Origin of the sequence: Mycobacterium palustre (assembly GCF_002101785.1) — a bacterium.
Classification (GTDB): Bacteria; Actinomycetota; Actinomycetes; order Mycobacteriales; family Mycobacteriaceae; genus Mycobacterium; species Mycobacterium palustre.
In genome coordinates, this window is record NZ_LQPJ01000014.1 from 1 (window position 1) to 19,098 (window position 19,098).

At 69.6% G+C, this 19,098-nt stretch carries 17 protein-coding genes; 13 read left to right on the top strand and 4 right to left on the bottom strand.

What is annotated here, in order from left to right; all coding sequences use genetic code 11:
• A partial coding sequence (gene lppK, locus AWC19_RS01225; RefSeq protein ID WP_085076299.1) for a lipoprotein LppK occupies positions 1-558 on the bottom strand: 558 nt, incomplete at its 3' end.
• 313 nt (positions 559-871) lie between these two features.
• Here lppK and arc point away from each other — a divergent pair.
• Positions 872-2,701, top strand: a complete 1,830-nt coding sequence (gene arc, locus AWC19_RS01230; RefSeq protein WP_085076300.1) for a proteasome ATPase — start codon at positions 872-874, stop codon at positions 2,699-2,701.
• Between the two features lie 102 nt (positions 2,702-2,803).
• Here arc and AWC19_RS01235 read toward each other — a convergent pair whose 3' ends face one another.
• Positions 2,804-3,442, bottom strand: coding sequence for a hypothetical protein (locus AWC19_RS01235; protein ID WP_211284813.1), 639 nt, complete (start codon positions 3,440-3,442; stop codon positions 2,804-2,806).
• 24 nt (positions 3,443-3,466) lie between these two features.
• Entirely contained in the window at positions 3,467-4,669 is a 1,203-nt protein-coding gene (locus AWC19_RS01240) for a hypothetical protein (protein ID WP_085076288.1), read from the bottom strand.
• Between the two features lie 105 nt (positions 4,670-4,774).
• On the opposite strand from AWC19_RS01240, the gene dop reads away from it, so the two are divergent.
• The 11 genes from dop (at position 4,775) to AWC19_RS01295 (ending at position 16,745) form a co-directional block, all read left to right on the top strand.
• A complete protein-coding gene (gene dop, locus AWC19_RS01245; protein ID WP_085076289.1) occupies positions 4,775-6,283 on the top strand; it encodes a pup deamidase/depupylase in 1,509 nt (502 codons plus the stop codon).
• 105 nt (positions 6,284-6,388) lie between these two features.
• Positions 6,389-6,583 (top strand): ubiquitin-like protein Pup, encoded by a 195-nt coding sequence (locus tag AWC19_RS01250; RefSeq protein WP_067114400.1) that lies wholly within the window; start codon positions 6,389-6,391, stop codon positions 6,581-6,583.
• On the top strand, positions 6,580-7,467 hold the full coding sequence (gene prcB / locus AWC19_RS01255) for a proteasome subunit beta (RefSeq protein WP_085076290.1): 888 nt from the start codon (positions 6,580-6,582) through the stop codon (positions 7,465-7,467). Before AWC19_RS01250 ends, prcB begins: the two co-directional genes overlap by 4 nt.
• A complete protein-coding gene (prcA, locus tag AWC19_RS01260) occupies positions 7,464-8,231 on the top strand; it encodes a proteasome subunit alpha (protein WP_085076291.1) in 768 nt (255 codons plus the stop codon). Before prcB ends, prcA begins: the two co-directional genes overlap by 4 nt.
• A 69-nt stretch (positions 8,232-8,300) precedes the next feature.
• On the top strand, positions 8,301-9,659 hold the full coding sequence (gene pafA / locus AWC19_RS01265) for a Pup--protein ligase (RefSeq protein ID WP_142280085.1): 1,359 nt from the start codon (positions 8,301-8,303) through the stop codon (positions 9,657-9,659).
• A gap of 65 nt (positions 9,660-9,724) precedes the next feature.
• On the top strand, positions 9,725-10,717 hold the full coding sequence (locus tag AWC19_RS01270) for a helix-turn-helix transcriptional regulator (protein WP_085076301.1): 993 nt from the start codon (positions 9,725-9,727) through the stop codon (positions 10,715-10,717).
• Positions 10,714-11,688 carry a helix-turn-helix transcriptional regulator gene (locus tag AWC19_RS01275; RefSeq protein ID WP_085076293.1) on the top strand — a complete coding sequence of 325 codons (975 nt, stop codon included), beginning with the start codon at positions 10,714-10,716 and terminating at the stop codon, positions 11,686-11,688. Before AWC19_RS01270 ends, AWC19_RS01275 begins: the two co-directional genes overlap by 4 nt.
• Before the next feature lie 71 nt (positions 11,689-11,759).
• Positions 11,760-12,023 (top strand): Sec-independent protein translocase subunit TatA, encoded by a 264-nt coding sequence (tatA, locus tag AWC19_RS01280; RefSeq protein ID WP_085076294.1) that lies wholly within the window; start codon positions 11,760-11,762, stop codon positions 12,021-12,023.
• Positions 12,024-12,072: 49 nt separating this feature from the next.
• Positions 12,073-13,038, top strand: coding sequence for a twin-arginine translocase subunit TatC (gene tatC, locus AWC19_RS01285; protein ID WP_142280909.1), 966 nt, complete (start codon positions 12,073-12,075; stop codon positions 13,036-13,038).
• 96 nt (positions 13,039-13,134) lie between these two features.
• Positions 13,135-15,900 carry a DEAD/DEAH box helicase gene (locus tag AWC19_RS01290; RefSeq protein WP_085076295.1) on the top strand — a complete coding sequence of 922 codons (2,766 nt, stop codon included), beginning with the start codon at positions 13,135-13,137 and terminating at the stop codon, positions 15,898-15,900.
• Positions 15,901-15,980: 80 nt separating this feature from the next.
• Positions 15,981-16,745 (top strand): DUF4333 domain-containing protein, encoded by a 765-nt coding sequence (locus tag AWC19_RS01295; RefSeq protein WP_085076296.1) that lies wholly within the window; start codon positions 15,981-15,983, stop codon positions 16,743-16,745.
• A gap of 2 nt (positions 16,746-16,747) precedes the next feature.
• Here AWC19_RS01295 and AWC19_RS01300 read toward each other — a convergent pair whose 3' ends face one another.
• On the bottom strand, positions 16,748-17,704 hold the full coding sequence (locus AWC19_RS01300; RefSeq protein WP_085076297.1) for a 5'-3' exonuclease: 957 nt from the start codon (positions 17,702-17,704) through the stop codon (positions 16,748-16,750).
• Positions 17,705-17,740: 36 nt separating this feature from the next.
• Between AWC19_RS01300 and AWC19_RS01305 the strand changes: the two genes are divergently transcribed.
• On the top strand, positions 17,741-18,877 hold the full coding sequence (locus AWC19_RS01305) for a M24 family metallopeptidase (protein ID WP_085076298.1): 1,137 nt from the start codon (positions 17,741-17,743) through the stop codon (positions 18,875-18,877).
• Positions 18,878-19,098: the final 221 nt, after the last annotated feature.

A 19,098-nucleotide genomic window follows, 5' to 3' on the forward strand; every position in this document is an offset into this window, starting at 1 on the left:
CGCGGGGGCCGGGCTCGGCGGCGGGGCCGTCGGTGCCGCCGGGTTGCCCAGAGCCAGCAGCATTTCCGCGGTCCGGCGGGAGAGCTGCCATCCGCCCTGCGGGGGTGGGCAGGGCGCGAACTCCATCGGGAAGGTGAAGTTGCCGTTGTTGGGCTGGGCGGTGTGGACGACGACCGTGGCCATCACGTTCGACGGGTTCTTGTCCGACCAGGCGAGGTTGTTCGCGGCGAAGGTCATCGGCAGGTAGCCGTTGTCGCGCAACGCGTTGGTGAACTTGTCCAGGGTGCCCGCGCTGTCGGGGCTGGCGCCCTCGACCAGGCCCACCTTGTTGATGCCCGGGACGTTCGGGTCGGCGAGCCGGTTGAGCACGTCGATGAGGGCGTCGGGCGCGGGCAGGGGAGCGGTCGGCGGCGCCGCCACGATGACCGGACTCGTCGTCGGGTGAACCGTCGAGGACGGCGACGTCACCACCTTCGGGCCGGGATGCGAGCATCCGGAGAGCCCGACCACCGCCGCCGCTGTGGCGGCGCTCAGCGCAACGGACAGGTGTCGGTGCATCCAGTCGGGTCGGTGCATCCAGTCGGTATTGTGGACTACTCGCTCGTGCCTGCGTCGGGCCAACGGATGCAACGGAAGTCACACCGGCGGCCACCGCGCCGACGGAGGCCCTGAATGGTCGAGCCGGCCAAGCCTGTGGCGAGGGCTTTTGCTGCCACGGCTGTCCTTTCGATCGGCGCGATTCGTGGGCGAGATTACCAGTACGACCAAAGTCTTAACTTTTCGTGAGCATTTGACTCACCACATGAACGGGCAATCGCCGGTAGCGTTGGGGTATCCACCGCATCATGTCGGGGCGGGAAAGGAGCGCAACATGGGTGACTCAGAGCGTTCTGATGCATTCGGTAATCCCCGTGAAACTGGCATGTCCAGCGGCGATGCTGCCGAACTAGAACAACTGCGGCGCGAGGCCGCGGTGCTGCGCGAGCAACTCGAGCACGCCGTCGGGTCGCAGGGCGGCGCGCGGTCCGCGCGTGACGTGCATCAGCTGGAAGCCCGCATCGACTCCCTGGCGGCGCGCAATTCCAAATTGATGGAGACCCTCAAAGAGGCCCGTCAGCAACTGTTGGCGCTGCGCGAAGAGGTCGACCGCCTGGGGCAGCCGCCCAGCGGCTACGGCGTCCTGCTGGCCGCGCACGACGACGACACGGTCGACGTGTTCACCTCGGGCCGCAAGATGCGCCTGACCTGCTCGCCCAACATCGACGTCGCCACGCTGCGCAAGGGCCAGACCGTTCGGCTCAACGAGGCCCTGACGGTCGTCGAGGCCGGCACGTTCGAATCGGTCGGCGAGATCTCCACGCTGCGTGAGGTGCTGGCCGACGGCCACCGCGCGCTCGTCGTCGGCCACGCCGACGAGGAGCGCATCGTCTGGCTGGCCGAACCGTTGGTCGCCGAGAACCTGCCGGAGGGGCACCCCGACGTCCTCAACGACGACACCCGGCCGCGCAAGCTGCGGCCCGGCGACTCGCTGCTGGTCGACACCAAGGCAGGCTACGCGTTCGAGCGCATCCCCAAGGCCGAGGTCGAAGACCTGGTGCTCGAAGAGGTCCCCGACGTCAGCTACTCCGACATCGGTGGCCTGACCCGCCAGATCGAGCAGATCCGCGACGCCGTCGAGCTGCCGTTCCTGCACAAGGAGCTCTACCGCGAGTACGCGCTGCGCCCGCCCAAGGGCGTGTTGCTGTACGGCCCGCCCGGCTGCGGTAAAACCCTGATCGCCAAGGCGGTTGCGAACTCGTTGGCCAAGAAGATGGCCGAGGTGCGCGGCGACGACGCCCGCGAGGCGAAGTCGTACTTTTTGAACATCAAGGGCCCCGAGCTGCTCAACAAGTTCGTCGGCGAGACCGAGCGGCACATCCGGCTGATCTTCCAGCGGGCGCGGGAGAAGGCGTCCGAGGGCACACCGGTGATCGTGTTTTTCGACGAGATGGACTCGATCTTCCGCACCCGCGGCACCGGGGTCTCCTCCGACGTCGAGACGACGGTGGTCCCGCAGCTGCTCAGCGAGATCGACGGCGTCGAGGGCCTGGAGAACGTCATCGTGATCGGCGCCTCCAACCGCGAGGACATGATCGACCCGGCGATCCTGCGGCCCGGCCGGCTCGACGTGAAGATCAAGATCGAGCGCCCGGATGCCGAAGCGGCGCAAGACATCTTCTCGAAGTACCTGACCGAGGAGTTGCCGCTGCACGCCGACGACCTCGCCGAGTTCGGCGGCGACCGCACGGCCTGCATCAAGGCGATGATCGAGAAGGTCGTGGAGCGGATGTACGCCGAGATCGACGACAACCGGTTCCTGGAGGTCACCTACGCCAACGGTGACAAGGAAGTCATGTACTTCAAGGACTTCAACTCCGGCGCGATGATCCAAAACGTCGTCGACCGCGCGAAAAAGAACGCGATCAAGTCGGTGTTGGAGACCGGCCAGCCAGGCCTGCGCATCCAGCACCTGCTCGACTCGATCGTCGACGAGTTCGCCGAGAACGAGGACCTGCCCAACACCACCAACCCCGATGACTGGGCGCGGATCTCGGGCAAGAAGGGCGAGCGGATCGTCTACATCCGCACGCTGGTCACCGGCAAGTCGTCGAGCGCGTCGCGGGCCATCGACACCGAGTCGAACCTGGGCCAGTACCTGTAGGGGTCGCGGAGTCCAGCTCGCGACACTGAAACCGCGCACACGACACGCCGCGGCGGATGTGCGTGCGTTCAGTTTGGGCGGCTTTCGCCGACCGTCAGGCCGTCAGACCGTCACCAGCGAATAGCTGTTCGTCAGGTCGTCCTGGGTGACCTGGGCGGCGCGGGAGGTCGTGTCGATGCGCAACTGCTCGGTCAGCACGCGCGGCTGGTAGGACCATCCGTCCGGCAGGTTGAGCCGCTCGCCCAGCTTCGGCAGGTCGGCACGCGAGAGGTTCGGGTCGACGACCTGGCTCCAGGTCTGCATCACCCAGTGGTGTCCGTGGGGATCCTGGAGTTCGTAGACCTCTTCGCCGGCGTTGAACACGAACACCGTGTGCCGGCTCACCGTGTTCGGGCTGTAGGGCGCCGGGTTCATCGACGACAGCAGGACGGTGGCCTGCTGGATCATCTCGATCCCGCCGAAGGTCTTTCGGATCTGCGGGCCCTGCTGGTCCTTCTCGATGGCGTTCATCAGCCAGTAGCGCGGGCCGTTGAGCAGCGCTGCGGCGGCGCCGTTTTCGGCGGCGATGGCCTGCGCGTCCAGCTTGGACCACAGCTCGGCGGGGCAATCGTTGAGCGGGAAGCTGTTGTAGACCGTGGCCTGCGGGCCGGCCTCGCCGGCGATCACGAGAAGCACTTCGCCGTAACGCTTCCCAGCCACATCGGTCACCGGCTCACACGCTTCCTCTTCGACAGGAGCCAGACCTGCTCCGGCATCTGTGTGAAATTAATCACCGCGCTGGTCGGCGTCAACTTCACACCCGGTGGCCGCCGCGCCGCGGTAGCGGTTGCGGGCGATCAGGGTGGCGTGCAGGTCCTCGATCAGCGGGTCGAGGAAGTTGGCCCGGTATTCGGCGTCGCCGGCCGCCCGCGCACTGATGTACATGAACGTCAACGCACCCAGGAAGAGGCACATGTGGATCAGCGAATCCGGAAGCGGCAGCGTCCATCCCAGCACGGTCGCGGTGCTGGAGTAGGTGTGGGTCCACTCGTTGAGCAGCTCCGGGCTGAGGACGATCAGCCCGAGGATCAGGTAGATCGTGCCGGTCACCACCGCCACCACCGTGATCTGCGCCAGTTGCGAGGCGGCCAACACGAACACCACGTTGAGCCGCTCGGCCCTTTTCAGCGGCGCGCAGTCGGGGACGTCCGCCATGGCCGCGAACGGCGTGCCGGCCAGCCGTTGGGCGTCGTCGGCCAGCTCCACCGTCGTCGACCGCAGCATCGGCCGCACGCGTTCCCGGGTGGCGGAGACGACGAACACCCCGGCGATGGAAACCAGAAACGCCATCGCCAGCGTGAGTCGCTCCCCGCTGATCGTCGCGGCCATCAGCCAAACGTAGGTGTTGAAGAACACCAGGGCGGTCAGCAAGACGACCGGCAACGCCCGCACCGCCAGGGCGCCCACCGTGGCGAAGTGCGACAGCATCATGCGCACCGCCCACCCGACCACCGAGCCGACCCCGCATCCGGTGAGGGCCAACACCAGGACCACCACGACGGCCTCCTGGACGAGCTGCGCGGGCCCGGACACGATGCTCGCGACGCACGCCACGACCGCGACCGCGGCGACGGCCACCGCCGCGCGGGTTTGGCCGCTTCGCGACCGCGACACCAGCCAGCCGACCAGCGCCATCAGCGGCAGCGCCAGCGCGACGATGGCCAGCACCGCCCATTCACGCGGTGTCGGTTCGCCCTTGATCTCGACGTCGCCGCCCCCGACGATCGAGTACACCGCCAGCACGCAGGCCTGCAGCGCCGCGTACGCGGCCAGCGCGGGCGCCGACCGCGGCCAAAGCCGCCGCCACCGGTCCCGCCGGGTCAGCACGAACGGCAGACCCCGCTGCAAGAACCAGCTTTCGGCCGCTCCTTTCGCCGAGTCGCTGGCCGGGGCGCGGGGGCCCGGCGAGCGGCGCAGGGAAAGGTCCATGCGGGCTCACCCTAATGGCGGATCGGCTCGCGCGGTGGCCGTTTTCACCGGCGTCGCGACACCCCGCGTCGGGGGCCGCGTCGTCACCAGGCCTATCTTGAAGTAATGCAAAGGATTATCGGGACGGAGGTCGAGTACGGCATATCCTCGCCGTCGGACCCGACCGCCAACCCGATCCTCACCTCGACGCAGGCGGTCTTGGCCTACGCCGCCGCCGCCGGCATCCAGCGCGCCAAACGCACCCGCTGGGACTACGAGGTGGAATCGCCGCTGCGCGACGCCCGCGGTTTCGACCTGAGCCGCTCGGCGGGGCCGCCGCCGGTGGTCGACGCGGACGAGGTCGGCGCGGCCAACATGATTTTGACCAACGGCGCGCGCCTCTACGTCGACCACGCCCACCCGGAATACTCCGCGCCCGAATGCACCGACCCGCTCGACGCGGTGATCTGGGACAAGGCGGGAGAGCGGGTGATGGAGGCCGCCGCCCGGCACGTCGCCAGCGTGCCCGGGGCCGCCAAGCTGCAGCTCTACAAGAACAACGTCGACGGCAAGGGCGCCTCCTACGGCTCGCACGAGAACTATCTGATGTCCCGGCAAACCCCCTTCTCGGCCATCATCGCCGGACTCACCCCCTTTCTGGTGTCGCGGCAGGTGGTGACCGGCTCGGGCCGGGTCGGGATCGGGCCCGCCGGTGACGAGCCCGGCTTCCAGCTCTCGCAGCGTTCCGACTACATCGAGGTCGAGGTCGGGCTGGAGACCACGCTCAAGCGCGGCATCATCAACACCCGCGACGAACCGCACGCCGACGCCGACCGCTACCGCCGGCTGCACGTGATCATCGGGGACGCCAACCTGGCCGAGACCTCGACGTATCTCAAGCTGGGCACCACCGCGCTGGTGCTCGACCTGATCGAAGAGGGCCCCGCGCACGGCATCGACCTGAGCGACCTGACGTTGGCGCGGCCAGTGCACGCGGTCCACGCCATCAGCCGCGACCCGTCGCTGCGGGTCGCGGTGGCCCTCGCCGACGGCCGCGAGCTGACCGGCCTTGCGCTGCAACGGATCTATCTCGACCGGGTGGCCAAGCTGGTGGACAGCCGCGACCCCGACCCCCGCGCGGCCGACATCGTCGAGACCTGGGCGCACGTGCTCGACCTGCTCGAGCGCGACCCGATGGAATGCGCCGAGCTGTTGGACTGGCCGGCCAAGCTGCGGCTGCTCGAGGGTTTCCGGCAGCGGGAGAACCTGAACTGGTCGGCGCCGCGGCTGCACCTCGTCGACCTGCAATATTCCGACGTCCGGCTGGACAAGGGACTCTACAACCGGCTCGTCGCCCGCGGCTCGATGAAGCGCCTGGTCACCGAGCACCAGGTCCTCGACGCCGTCGAGAACCCGCCGACCGACACCCGCGCCTACTTCCGTGGCGAGTGCCTGCGCCGGTTCGGCGCCGACATCGCCGCGGCCAGCTGGGACTCGGTGATCTTCGACCTCGGCGGCGATTCGCTGGTGCGCATCCCGACGCTGGAACCGCTGCGCGGCAGCAAGGCCCACGTCGGGGCCCTGCTGGACTCGGTGAGCAGCGCGGTGGAACTGGTGGAACAACTGACCAGCTGACGCACGTTAAGCAGGGAAACGTCGGTGTTGACCGGTAGGGTAGGAAAAGACCAAGCGGGCGTGTGACTTGGGTTTACACGAGCCGATAACAAGCAGGAGGCGGCGATGGCTCAGGAGCAGACCAAGCGTGGTGGTGGCGGCGGCGATGACGACGACTTCGCCGACGGCACGGCCGCGGGCCAAGAGCGCCGCGAAAAGTTGGCCGAGGAGACTGACGACCTGCTCGACGAGATCGACGACGTCCTTGAGGAGAACGCTGAGGACTTCGTCCGCGCGTACGTCCAAAAGGGCGGACAGTGACCTGGCCGTTCTCCGACCGCCTGTCCACTAACTTCGCACTTCCCCGGAATTCGGCTGTAGGCCTGTCGTCGTTCGCCGACTTCCTCCGCCGCCAGGCGCCGGAGTTACTGCCCGCGAGCCTCGGCGGCGGCGCCCAGGCCGGCGGTCCCGGGGCCCAGCTGCCGCACGGCACCACCATCGTCGCGTTGAAGTGCCCGGGCGGCGTCGTCATCGCCGGCGACCGCCGCTCCACACAGGGCAACATGATCGCCGGGCGCGACGTGAAAAAGGTGTACATCACCGACGACTACACGGCCACCGGCATCGCCGGCACCGCCGCCATCGCCGTCGAGTTCGCCCGGCTCTACGCCGTCGAACTCGAGCACTACGAGAAGCTCGAGGGCGTTCCGCTGACCTTCGCGGGCAAGGTGAATCGGCTCGCGATCATGGTGCGCGGCAACCTGGGCGCCGCGATGCAGGGGCTGGTGGCGCTGCCGCTGCTGGCGGCATACGACATTCACGCACCCGACCCGGAAAGCGCCGGGCGCATCGTGTCGTTCGACGCCGCCGGTGGGTGGAACATCGAGGAAGAGGGCTACCAGGCGGTGGGCTCGGGTTCCATCTTCGCCAAGTCGTCGATGAAGAAGCTGTATTCGCAAGTCACCGATGTCGATTCGGCGGTACGGGTCGCCGTCGAGGCGCTCTACGACGCCGCCGACGACGATTCCGCCACCGGCGGACCGGATCTGGTGCGCGGCATCTACCCGACTGCGGTCACGATCGGCGCCGAGGGGGCGGCGGAGGTGCCGGAGAGCCGCATCGCCGAGCTGGCCCGCGAGGTCATCGAAAACCGCTCGCGCGCAGACACTTTCGGGCCCGACGCCGAACCGCGGGGGGATAAGTGAGTTTCCCGTATTTCATCTCGCCCGAGCAGGCGATGCGCGAGCGCAGCGAGCTCGCCCGCAAGGGCATCGCGCGCGGACGCAGCGTGGTAGCGCTGGCCTACGCCGACGGCGTGCTGTTCGTCGCCGAGAACCCGTCGCGGTCGCTGCAGAAGATCAGCGAGCTTTACGACCGGGTGGGCTTCGCGGCCGCCGGCAAGTTCAACGAATTCGACAACTTGCGCCGTGGCGGAATCCAATTCGCGGACACCCGTGGCTACGCCTACGACCGCCGCGACGTCACGGGCCGGCAGCTCGCCTACGTCTACGCGCAGACACTGGGCAGCATCTTCACCGAGCAGGCCAAGCCCTACGAGGTGGAGCTGTGCGTCGCCGAGGTGGCCCACTACGGCGAGACCAAACCGCCGGAGCTGTACCGGATTACCTATGACGGGTCCATCGCCGACGAGCCGCACTTCGTGGTGATGGGCGGCACGACCGAGCCGATCGCCACCGCGCTGAAGGAGACCTACGCCGAAAACGCCGAGCTGCGCGACGCTCTGGGCATCGCGCTGGCCGCGCTGCGGGCGGGGAGCCCCGACACCTCCAACGGCGACCAGCCCTCGCTGGACGTGGCCAGCCTGGAGGTGGCCATCCTCGACGCCAACCGGCCGCGGCGCGCGTTCCGGCGCATCAACCGCCCCGCCCTGGAGAGCATGCTGCAGGAGCTGGACGGCAAGGGCTCGAAATCCGACGGCAAATCCGCGGAGGGCAAAACCGCGGAGTAGGTCCGCCCAAAAACAACGTGGGCGCGGCTTCTGCACCTTTGCGGTGAGACAACCAGTACCCTCGATTACGTGCAGCGACGAATTATGGGCATCGAGACCGAGTTCGGTGTCACCTGCACGTTCCACGGCCATCGCCGCCTGTCCCCGGACGAGGTTGCGCGCTACCTGTTCCGCCGGGTGGTGTCGTGGGGCCGCAGCTCCAACGTCTTTTTGAGAAACGGCGCCCGCCTCTACCTCGACGTGGGCAGCCACCCCGAGTACGCCACCGCGGAATGCGACAGCCTGGTGCAGTTGGTCACGCACGACCGCGCCGGCGAGTGGGTGCTCGAGGACCTGCTGGTCGACGCCGAGCAGCGACTCGCCGACGAGGGCATCGGCGGTGACATCTACCTGTTCAAGAACAACACCGACTCGGCGGGCAACTCCTACGGCTGCCACGAGAACTACCTGATCGTGCGGGCCGGCGAGTTCTCCCGGATCTCCGACGTGCTGCTGCCGTTCCTGGTCACCCGCCAGCTGATCTGCGGGGCGGGCAAGGTGCTGCAGACGCCCAAGGCCGCGACGTTTTGCCTGTCCCAGCGCGCCGAGCACATCTGGGAGGGCGTCTCCTCGGCCACCACCCGCAGCCGGCCGATCATCAACACCCGCGACGAGCCGCACGCCGACGCCGAAAAGTACCGGCGCCTGCACGTCATCGTCGGCGACTCCAACATGTGCGAGACGACGACCATGCTCAAGGTGGGCACGGCGGCGCTGGTGCTGGAGATGATCGAGGCCGGCGTCCCGTTCCGCGACTTCTCGCTGGACAACCCCATCCGTGCCATCCGCGAGGTCAGCCACGACATCACCGGCCGGCGGCCGGTGCGGCTGGCCGGCGGCCGTCAGGCCAGCGCCCTGGACATCCAGCGCGAGTACTACAGCCGCGCCGTCGAGCACCTGCAGACCCGCGAGCCCAACGCCCAGATCGAGCAGGTCGTCGACCTGTGGGGCCGCCAGCTCGACGCCGTCGAAAGCCAGGACTTCGCCAAGGTCGACACCGAGATCGACTGGGTGATCAAGCGCAAGCTGTTCCAGCGCTACCAGGACCGCTACAACATGGAGCTGTCCGACCCGAAGATCGCCCAGCTGGACCTGGCCTACCACGACATCAAGCGCGGCCGCGGCGTCTTCGACCTGCTGCAGCGCAAGGGCCTGGCGGCGCGCGTCACCACCGACGAGGACATCGCCGAGGCCGTCGACCACCCGCCGCAGACGACCCGCGCCCGCCTGCGCGGGGAGTTCATCAGCGCCGCCCAGGCGGCCGGGCGGGACTTCACCGTCGACTGGGTGCACCTCAAGCTCAACGACCAGGCGCAGCGCACCGTGCTGTGCAAGGACCCGTTCCGCGCCGTCGACGAGCGGGTCAAGCGGCTCATCGCCAGCATGTAGCGCCGGCGTGGTCGCCGGGAAGCGCCGGAAGCGCCGGGCGGGGACCATCGAATAACCTGGTGCAGGTGGCGATCTCGAAAGTCGAGCGGTTGGTCAACCTCGTCATCGCTCTGCTGTCCACCCGGGGCTACATCACCGCCGAAAAGATCCGGTCCAGCGTCGCGGGGTATTCGGACAGCCCCAGCGCCGAGGCCTTCTCGCGGATGTTCGAGCGCGACAAGAACGAACTGCGCGACCTCGGCATCCCGCTCGAGGTGGGCCGGGTGTCGGCCACCAATCCCACCGAGGGCTACCGCATCAACCGCGACGCCTACGCGCTGCCGCCGGTCGCCCTGACCCCCGACGAGGCGGCCGCCGTGGCCGTGGCCACCCAGCTGTGGGAGTCGCCGGAGTTGATCACCGCGACTCAGGGCGCGCTGCTCAAGCTCCGCGCCGCGGGCGTCGACGTCGACCCCGAAGCGCCCGTCGCCATCGCGTCGCCGGCCGGGGTCCCGGGCCTGCGGGGCTCGGAGAAGGTCCTCGGAATCCTGTTGTCCGCCATCGGTTCCCGCCAGGCCGTGCAGTTCCCGCACCGGCCCTCGCGCGCCGAGCCCTACACCACCCGGACCGTCGAGCCGTGGGGGGTGGTCACCGAAAAGGGGCGGTGGTATTTGGTGGGCCACGACCGCGACCGCGACGCCACCCGCACCTTCCGGCTCTCGCGGATCGGCGCCGAGGTCACGCCGATCGGCCCTCCCGGTGCGGTGACCGTGCCCGACGGGGTGGACCTGCGCAAGATCGTCGCCCAGACGGTCACCGAGTGGCCGGCGGGCGGCCGGGCCCGGGTGTGGGTGGCCGACGGGCGGGCCACCGCCCTGCGCCGCGCCGGGACCTCGACGGGCCCGCACCGGCTGGGCGGCCGCGACGGCGAGGTGCTCGAACTCGACATCACGTCCGCCGATGGGCTGGCGCGCGAGATCGCCGGCTACGGGCCCGACGCCGTCGTGCTCGAGCCGGAGTCGCTGCGCGACGACGTGCTGGCCCGGCTGCGGGCCCACGCGGAGGTGGGAAGCCCGTGACCCCGATCTCCACGCGCCTGGTGCGGCTGCTGAACATGGTGCCGTACTTCCAGGCCAACCCGAAGGTCACGCGGGCCAAGGCCGCCGCCGACCTTGGCGTGTCGGCCAAGCAGCTGGAGGAGGACCTCAACCAGCTGTGGATGTGCGGGCTTCCCGGCTATTACCCCGGCGATCTGATCGATTTCGAGTTCTCCGGCGACACCATCGAGGTGACGTTCTCGGCCGGCATCGACCGGCCGCTCCGGCTCACCTCGCCGGAGGCGACGGGCCTGCTGGTGGCGCTGCGGGCCCTCGCCGACATCCCGGGCGTGGTCGATCCGGAAGCCGCGCGCAGCGCCATGGCCAAGATCGAGGCCGCCGCCGGCGCCGTCGGGCAGGACAGCGCGGCCCTGGCGGCGGCCGTGGACGAGCCCGCGCCGGTCGAGAGCCGGGCCGCGGCCGCCGTGCGCACGGCCGTGCAGCACAAGCGCGCGCTGGCCATCGATTACTACTCCGCCTCGCACGACACCCTGACCAGCCGGGTCGTCGACCCGATCCGGGTGCTGCTGATCGGCGGCCACAGCTACCTGGAGGCCTGGTCCCGCGAGGCCGAGGGGGTCCGGCTGTTCCGTTTCGACCGGATCGTCGACGCCACCGAGCTGGGCGAGCCGGCGGCCCCGCCCGAACCGGCCGTGCAGGCGCCGCCGGACACGTCGCTGTTCGACGGCGACCCGTCGCTGCCGTCGGCCCGGCTGCGCGTGGCGCCCGCGGCGTCGTGGATGTTCGAGTACTACCCGATGCGCGAGGTGCTCGAGCTGCCCGACGGGTCGTGCGAGGCCGTCATGACCTACGCCTCCGAGGACTGGATGACGCGGCTGGTGCTCGGCTTCGGATCCGCGGTGCGCGTCCTCGAACCGCAGTCGCTGGCCCAGCGTGTACGGGATGCCGCGGCGGCGGGCCTGCAGTCCTACCAGGTGGCGGCGCGGTGGTAGGCCCCGGCGCGGGCACCCCGGCAGGCCGCCGCGCTGCGGTAGCATCGGGTAGACGTCTGGAGGTAATCAAAGTGGGCAGTCTTAGTCCGTGGCACTGGGCGATCCTCGCTGTCGTAGTGATCCTGCTCTTCGGTGCCAAGAAGCTCCCCGATGCCGCGCGCTCGTTGGGCAAGTCGATGCGCATCTTCAAGTCCGAGATGCGTGAAATGCAGAACGAGGGCAAGTCCGACACCCCGTCGCTGCAAACGCCCGCGCCCGCGCAGCCCGTGCAGTCGCAGCGGGTCGACCCGCCGGCGGCCACCGAGCAGGGCCACAGCCAAGCGCGCCCGGCTTAACCGCGGCGCCGCGGTGCCCGAGCGCCACTGACCGATCGCCAACGACACTGTGAAAGGTTTCCGGGTTTCAGCGCGCACCGCCGGCCTGCTGAAACGGCTCAACCCCCGCAACAGGCGCAGCCGCACCAACCCCGACGCGACGATGTCGCTCGTCGACCACCTGACCGAGCTGCGCACCCGGCTGCTGATCTCGCTGGCCGCCATCCTCGTCACGACCATCTTCGGCTTCGTCTGGTACGGGCACTCGATATTCGGGCTGGAGAGCCTCGGCGAGTGGCTGCGTCACCCCTACTGCTCGCTGCCACAGTCCGCGCGGGCCTCGATCAGCGCCGACGGGCAGTGCCGCCTGCTGGCCACGGCGCCGTTCGACCAGTTCATGCTCCGCCTCAAGGTCGGGCTGACCGCCGGCATCGTGCTGGCCTGCCCGGTGTGGTTCTACGAGCTGTGGGCCTTCATCACGCCCGGGCTCTACCAGAAGGAACGCCGCTTCGCGATCGCGTTCGTGATCCCGGCGGCGGTGCTCTTCCTGGTCGGCGCCGTGCTCGCCTACCTGGTGCTGTCCAAGGCGCTGGGATTCCTGTTGACCGTCGGCAGCGACGTGCAGGTGACCGCGCTGTCGGGCGACCGGTATTTCGGGTTTCTGATCAACCTGCTGGTCGTCTTCGGGGTCAGCTTCGAATTCCCGCTGCTGATCGTCATGCTCAACATGACCGGCGTGCTGACCTATGAGCGGCTCAAGTCGTGGCGGCGCGGCCTGATCTTCGGCCTGTTCGCGTTCGCGGCGATGTTCACGCCCGGGTCCGACCCGTTCTCGATGACCGCGCTCGGGGTGGCGTTGTCGGTGCTGCTCGAGTTCGCCATTCAAATCGCCCGGCTGCACGACAAGCGCAAGGCCAAGCGCGAGGCCCAGGCCGCGATCCCCGACGACCAGGCGTCGGTCATCGAACCGCCCGCCCCGCTGCACGAGCCCGTGCCGCAACCGTCGTTCACCGGGCAGCACGACGATGTCACCTAGGTTTTCTTGGTTTTCTTGGCGCGAGCGTGCGTGTCTGTACGAGGACACGCCGGCATTGGCGTACAACTGCGCACCCTCGCGGGATCCGGCCCCGGCGTGACGGAGCTACCCGAGCTGGCCCGGTTCGCCGCCGAACTGCGTTTTACGCTCGACGACTTTCAGCAGCGGGCCTGCGCGGCGCTGGAACGCGGCCACGGCGTGCTGGTGTGCGCGCCGACCGGCGCCGGCAAGACGGTCGTCGGCGAATTCGCGGTGCACCTGGCGCTGGCGGCCGGGGGCAAGTGCTTTTACACCACCCCGCTGAAGGCCCTGAGCAACCAAAAGCACACCGACCTGACCGCGCGCTACGGGCGCGACCGGATCGGCCTGCTGACCGGCGACATGTCGGTGAACGCCGACGCCCCCGTCGTGGTGATGACCACCGAAGTGCTGCGCAACATGCTCTACGCCAATTCCCCTGCGCTGCAAGGGCTTTCGTACGTGGTGATGGACGAGGTGCACTTCCTGGCCGACCGGATGCGCGGCCCGGTGTGGGAGGAGGTGATCCTGCACCTGCCCGAAGAGGTGCGGCTGGTCAGCCTGTCGGCGACGGTGAGCAACGCCGAGGAATTCGGCGGCTGGATCCAGACCGTGCGGGGTGACACGACCGTGGTGGTCGACGAGCAGCGGCCGGTGCCGCTGTGGCAACACGTCTTGGTGGGCAAGCGACTGTTCGACCTGTTCGACTACGACGAAGACGGGCCCTCCGGCCGGCGCCAGCCGCGGGTGGACCCGGACCTGCTGCGCCACATCGCCCATCGGCGCGAGGCCGACCGGATGTCGGACTGGCGAGGCCCCCGCCGCGAGGCGGGAAGGAGAGGCCGGGGGGCGCCCAGCCGGCCGCGGTTCTATCGGCCGCCGGGGCGCCCTGAGGTGATCGCGATCCTGGATTCGCAGGGCCTGCTGCCGGCGATCACGTTCGTATTCTCCCGGGCCGGTTGCGATGCGGCCGTCGCCCAATGCCTGCGCTCGCCGCTGCGGCTGACCACCGAGGAGGAGCGCGCGCAGATCGCCGAGGTGATCGACCACCGGTGCGGCGATCTCGCCGACGACGACCTGGCCGTGCTCGGCTACTACGAGTGGCGTGAGGGCCTGCTGCGCGGCCTGGCCGCCCACCACGCCGGGATGTTGCCGGCGTTCCGCCACACCGTCGAGGAGCTGTTCACCGCCGGCCTGGTCAAGGCGGTGTTCGCCACCGAAACCCTGGCCCTCGGGATCAACATGCCCGCGCGGACCGTGGTGCTCGAGCGGCTGGTGAAGTTCAACGGTGAGCAGCACATGCCGCTGACGCCGGGGGAGTACACGCAGCTCACCGGGCGCGCCGGCCGGCGCGGCATCGACGTCGAGGGCCACGCCGTGGTGCTGTGGAATCCCAGCGAGGAAACCACCGAACCGTCCGCGGTCGCGGGCCTGGCCTCCACCCGCACCTTCCCGCTGCGCAGCTCGTTCGCCCCGTCGTACAACATGACGATCAACCTGGTGCAGCAAATGGGCCCCGAGCAGGCGCATCAGCTGCTGGAGCAGTCGTTCGCCCAATACCAGGCCGACCGCTCGGTCGTCGGGCTGGTCCGCGGCATCGACCGCGGCAAACGCCTGCTCGACGAGATCGCCGCCGAGCTGGGCGGCCCGCAGGCGCCGATCCTCGAGTACGCCCGGCTGCGGGCGCGGGTGTCGGAGATGGAACGCGCGCAATCCCGCGCCTCGCGGCTGCACCGGCGGCAGGCGGCCAGCGATGCGCTGGCCGCGCTGCGTCGCGGAGACATCATCACCATCAACCACGGCCGCCGCGGCGGGCTGGCGGTGGTCCTGGAGTCGGCCCGCGACAGCGACGATCCGCGCCCGTTGGTGCTCACCGAACACCGCTGGGCGGGACGGATCTCGTCGGCGGACTATTCGGGCGCGTCCGAACCCGTCGGCTCCATGTCGTTGCCCAAGCGCGTCGAGCACCGCCAGCCGCGGGTGCGGCGCGACCTGGCCTCGGCGCTGCGATCGGCCGCCGCCGGGCTGGCCGTGCCGGCGGGCCGCAAAAGGCACGGCGGGCGGGGCGACGCCGACGGCTTCCACGACCCCGAACTGGCGTCGTTGCGCGCGGAGCTGCGCCGGCATCCCGCGCACAACAGCCCCGAGCCGAAGATCCGCGAGGCCGAGCGTTACCTGCGCATCGAACGCGACAACGCCCAATTGGAGAAGAGGGTCGGCGCCGCCACCAATTCGCTGGCCCGCACGTTCGACCGCATCGTCGGGCTGCTGACCGAACGCGGCTTCATCGAGGGCCCGGCCAGCGACCCCCACGTCACCGACGACGGCCGCATGCTGGCCCGGATCTACAGCGAAAGCGACCTGCTGGTCGCCGAATGCCTGCGCACCGGCGCGTGGGCGGGGTTGAATCCGGCCGAGCTGGCCGCGGTGGTCTCCGCGGTGCTCTACGAGTCGCGCGGCGACGGCCCCGGCGCCGCGGCCGCCGGGGAGGTGCCCACGCAACCGTTGCGCCAGGCGCTGCAGCAGACGTCGCGGCTGGCGACCGGGCTGCGCGCCGACGAGCAAACCCATCGCATCGGCCCGAGCCGCGAACCCGACGACGGCTTCGTCACCGTCATCTACCGCTGGGCCCGCACCGGCAACCTGGCCGCCGCGCTGGCCGCCGCCGACCTGGCCGGCACCGGGTCGCCGTTGTCGGCGGGCGACTTCGTGCGGTGGTGCCGCCAGGTGCTCGACCTGCTGGACCAGGTCCGCAACGCCGCCCCTGACCCCGAGCTTCGGGCCACCGCCAAGCGCGCGATCAACGAGGTTCGGCGCGGCGTCGTCGCAGTTGACGCCGGGTAGGCTGGGCGCGAGCTACCGTTACAGCGGTAATGGGAAGCCGGATGACTTTAGGTAAGGGACAAGGGGACTGAGGAGAAACGATGAGCGGACCGCAGGGATCGGACCCGGGCCACCAGTGGCAACCGCCCGGCCAGGGCGGCGACCAATCCTCGGAACCGACACAGGTCGGATCGCCCTGGCAGCAGCAGTCGCCCCAGGACGCGACCTGGCAGGCGCCGGCATACACGCCGCCCGCCGAATACCCGCAGTATCAGCCGCCGACCGAGCAGGCCTACCCGCAGCAGTACCCGCAGCCCGGCCAGTATGGTCAGCCGGGCCAGCCCGGGCAGTTCGGTGCCCAGCCCACCCAGTACGCGCCGCCGGGCCAGTACGGCCAGCCGGGTCAGTACCCGCAGCCCGGCCAGTACGGCCAACCGGGTCAGTACGGTCAGCCGGGGCAGCCCGGTCAATACGGTCAGCCCGGGCAGTACCCGCAGCAATACCCGCCCTACGAGCAGCCGGGCAAGAAGCGGTCGATGGCCCTCATCGGCGGCGTGGCCGGCGCGATCGCGTTTCTGGTCATCGCGGTGGTGCTGGTGCTCGGTTTCTGGCAGCCCGGCTTTTTCGTCACCACCAAGCTCGACGTTAACAAGGCCCAGACGGGCGTGCAGCAGGTCCTCAGCGACGAGACCAACGGCTACGGCGCCAAGAACGTCAAGGACGTCAAGTGCAACCACGGCCAGGACCCGGTCGTCAAGAAGGGCAGCACCTTCGACTGCGACGTCAGCATCGACGGCGCCCAAAAGCATGTGACGGTGACGTTCCAGGACAACAAGGGCACCTACGAGGTCGGCCGGCCGCAGTAGGCTCAGCCGGGCAGCGCGTCGAGCGCCTTCTGCAGGCGGGCGACCGGCGACCCGACACCCAACTCGGTCGCCAGCTTCGCGGTGCGCCGGGGGTGGGCGGCCACCAGCGGTAGGGCGTCGGTCGGCGTCGACAGCCTGACCGGGGCGTCGGTGGCCACGCGCACCACCGTGCCGGCGGCCTCGATGTAGTCCGTGGATGCCAGCAACTTGGCCCGTAATCCCTTGGCCATCTTGGACTTTGGGTCGTGGGCGGCGGCCAGGATCCGCTCCAGCGAGCCGTGCTGCGCCAGCAGCGTGGCGGCCGTCTTCTCGCCGACGCCCGGCACCCCGGGCAGGCCGTCGGACGGGTCGCCGCGCAGCAGCGCGAGTTCGGCATACGCCGGCCCCGCCCGATCCTTCGGCACGCCGTAGTGCTCGGCCACTTCGGCGGGCCCGAACAGGGTGGCGTTGCTCAGCCCGCGCCCCAGGTACAGCACCCGCACGGAAACCGGTTCGTCGGTCACCACCTGCAGCAGGTCGCGGTCCCCGCTGACCACCACCACCGGGTCGTTGCTTTCCCGCGCCGAAAGGGTGCCCAGGACGTCGTCGGCCTCGAAGCCCTCCGCGCCGGCCGTCGGGATCCCGAACGCGTCCAGCAACCTCAGGATCATGTCGATCTGCGGGGTCAGCTCGTCGGGCACTTCCTCGATGTCGGGTTCGCCCCGCGGCTCCGGTTCGGCAACCCTATGGGCCTTGTACGACGGGATCAGATCGACCCGAAACTGCGGGCGCCAATCCAGGTCGAGGCACACCACCAGCCGGCCGGGCCGATGCCGGGTAATCACCACCGCCAGCGAGTCCAAGAATCCGCGCACGGCATTGACGGGCCGTCCGTCGGGCGCGGTGATCGACGATGGCACCCCGAAATACGAGCGGAACCACATGCTCGGCCCGTCGAGGAGCAGCAGCGGCGATTGCATGCCGGCTATCCTGCCAGCGCCGTTAATCTGGCTGCCATGGACTCGCACCGATTCGACGCGGCGGTGTACGCGCGCCGCCTGGCCGCGGCGGCCGGGGCGGCCGGCGACGCCGGCCTGGCCGGCCTGGTGATCACGCCCGGCTACGACCTGCGCTACCTCGTCGGCTCGCGCGCGCAGACGTTCGAGCGGCTCACCGCGTTGGTGCTGCCGGCCTCCGGCGAGCCGACGGTGGTGGTGCCGCGGCTGGAACTGGCCTCGTTGAAGGGCTCGGCGATCACGGAACTCGGCCTGGCCGTGCGGGATTGGGTGGACGGCGACGACCCGTACAAGTTGGTGAGCGCCGCCCTCGGCGGCGGCCCGGCCGCGACCGCCGTCACCGATTCCATGCCGGCGCTGCACCTGTTGCCGCTCGCCGCCGAGCTCGGGGTGCTGCCGACGCTGGCCACCGACGTGCTGCGCGCGCTGCGGATGGTCAAGGAGGAATGCGAGGTCGACGCCCTGCGCAAGGCCGGGGCGGCAATCGACCGGGTGCACGCCCGGGTGCCCGAGTTTTTGCGGCCGGGCCGCACCGAAGCGGAGGTCGCCGCCGACATCGCCGAAGCCATTGTCGCCGAAGGGCATTCGGAGGTGGCTTTCATCATCGTCGGGTCGGGCCCGCACGGCGCCGACCCGCATCACGGCTATTCGGACCGCGAACTGCAGGCAGGTGACATCGTCGTCGTCGACATCGGCGGCGCCTACGAACCGGGCTACCACTCCGACTCGACCCGCACCTACAGCCTCGGCGAGCCGAATAGCGATGTGGCACACCAGTATTCGGTGCTGCAGCGCGCGCAGCGGGCGGCCTTCGACGCCGTCCGCCCCGGCGTCACCGCCGAGCAGGTCGACGCCGCCGCCCGCGACGTGCTCGCCGAGGCCGGACTCGCCGAGTTTTTCGTGCACCGCACCGGGCACGGTATCGGCCTGTCGGTGCACGAGGAGCCGTACCTCGTCGCCGGCAACGACCTGCCCCTGACGCCGGGCATGGCGTTTTCCATCGAGCCGGGCATCTACTTTCCCGGCCGCTGGGGCGCGCGAATCGAGGACATCGTCGTCGTCACCGACGACGGCGCGCTGGCCGTCAACCACCGGCCGCACGAACTGATCGTCGTCCCCGCGCGCCAGCGGGCCTGACAGCCCCGCCGCGTAGGTTGGGCGCGATGTCGATCCTGGACCTTCCGCTGCTGACGATCCGCATCGCACGCCACCTGTGCGACGCCTTCCTACACCCCGCCGCGCCAGCCTCCGCGCCGTCCGGGCGAGTTTGTGGTCGTTGACGGGTTGTTTGGGGGTGTGCCGCTTGCGGTGCGGCGCTTGGAGCCGTGGCTGCCCGCGTCGTTGGATTGGTTGTTGGG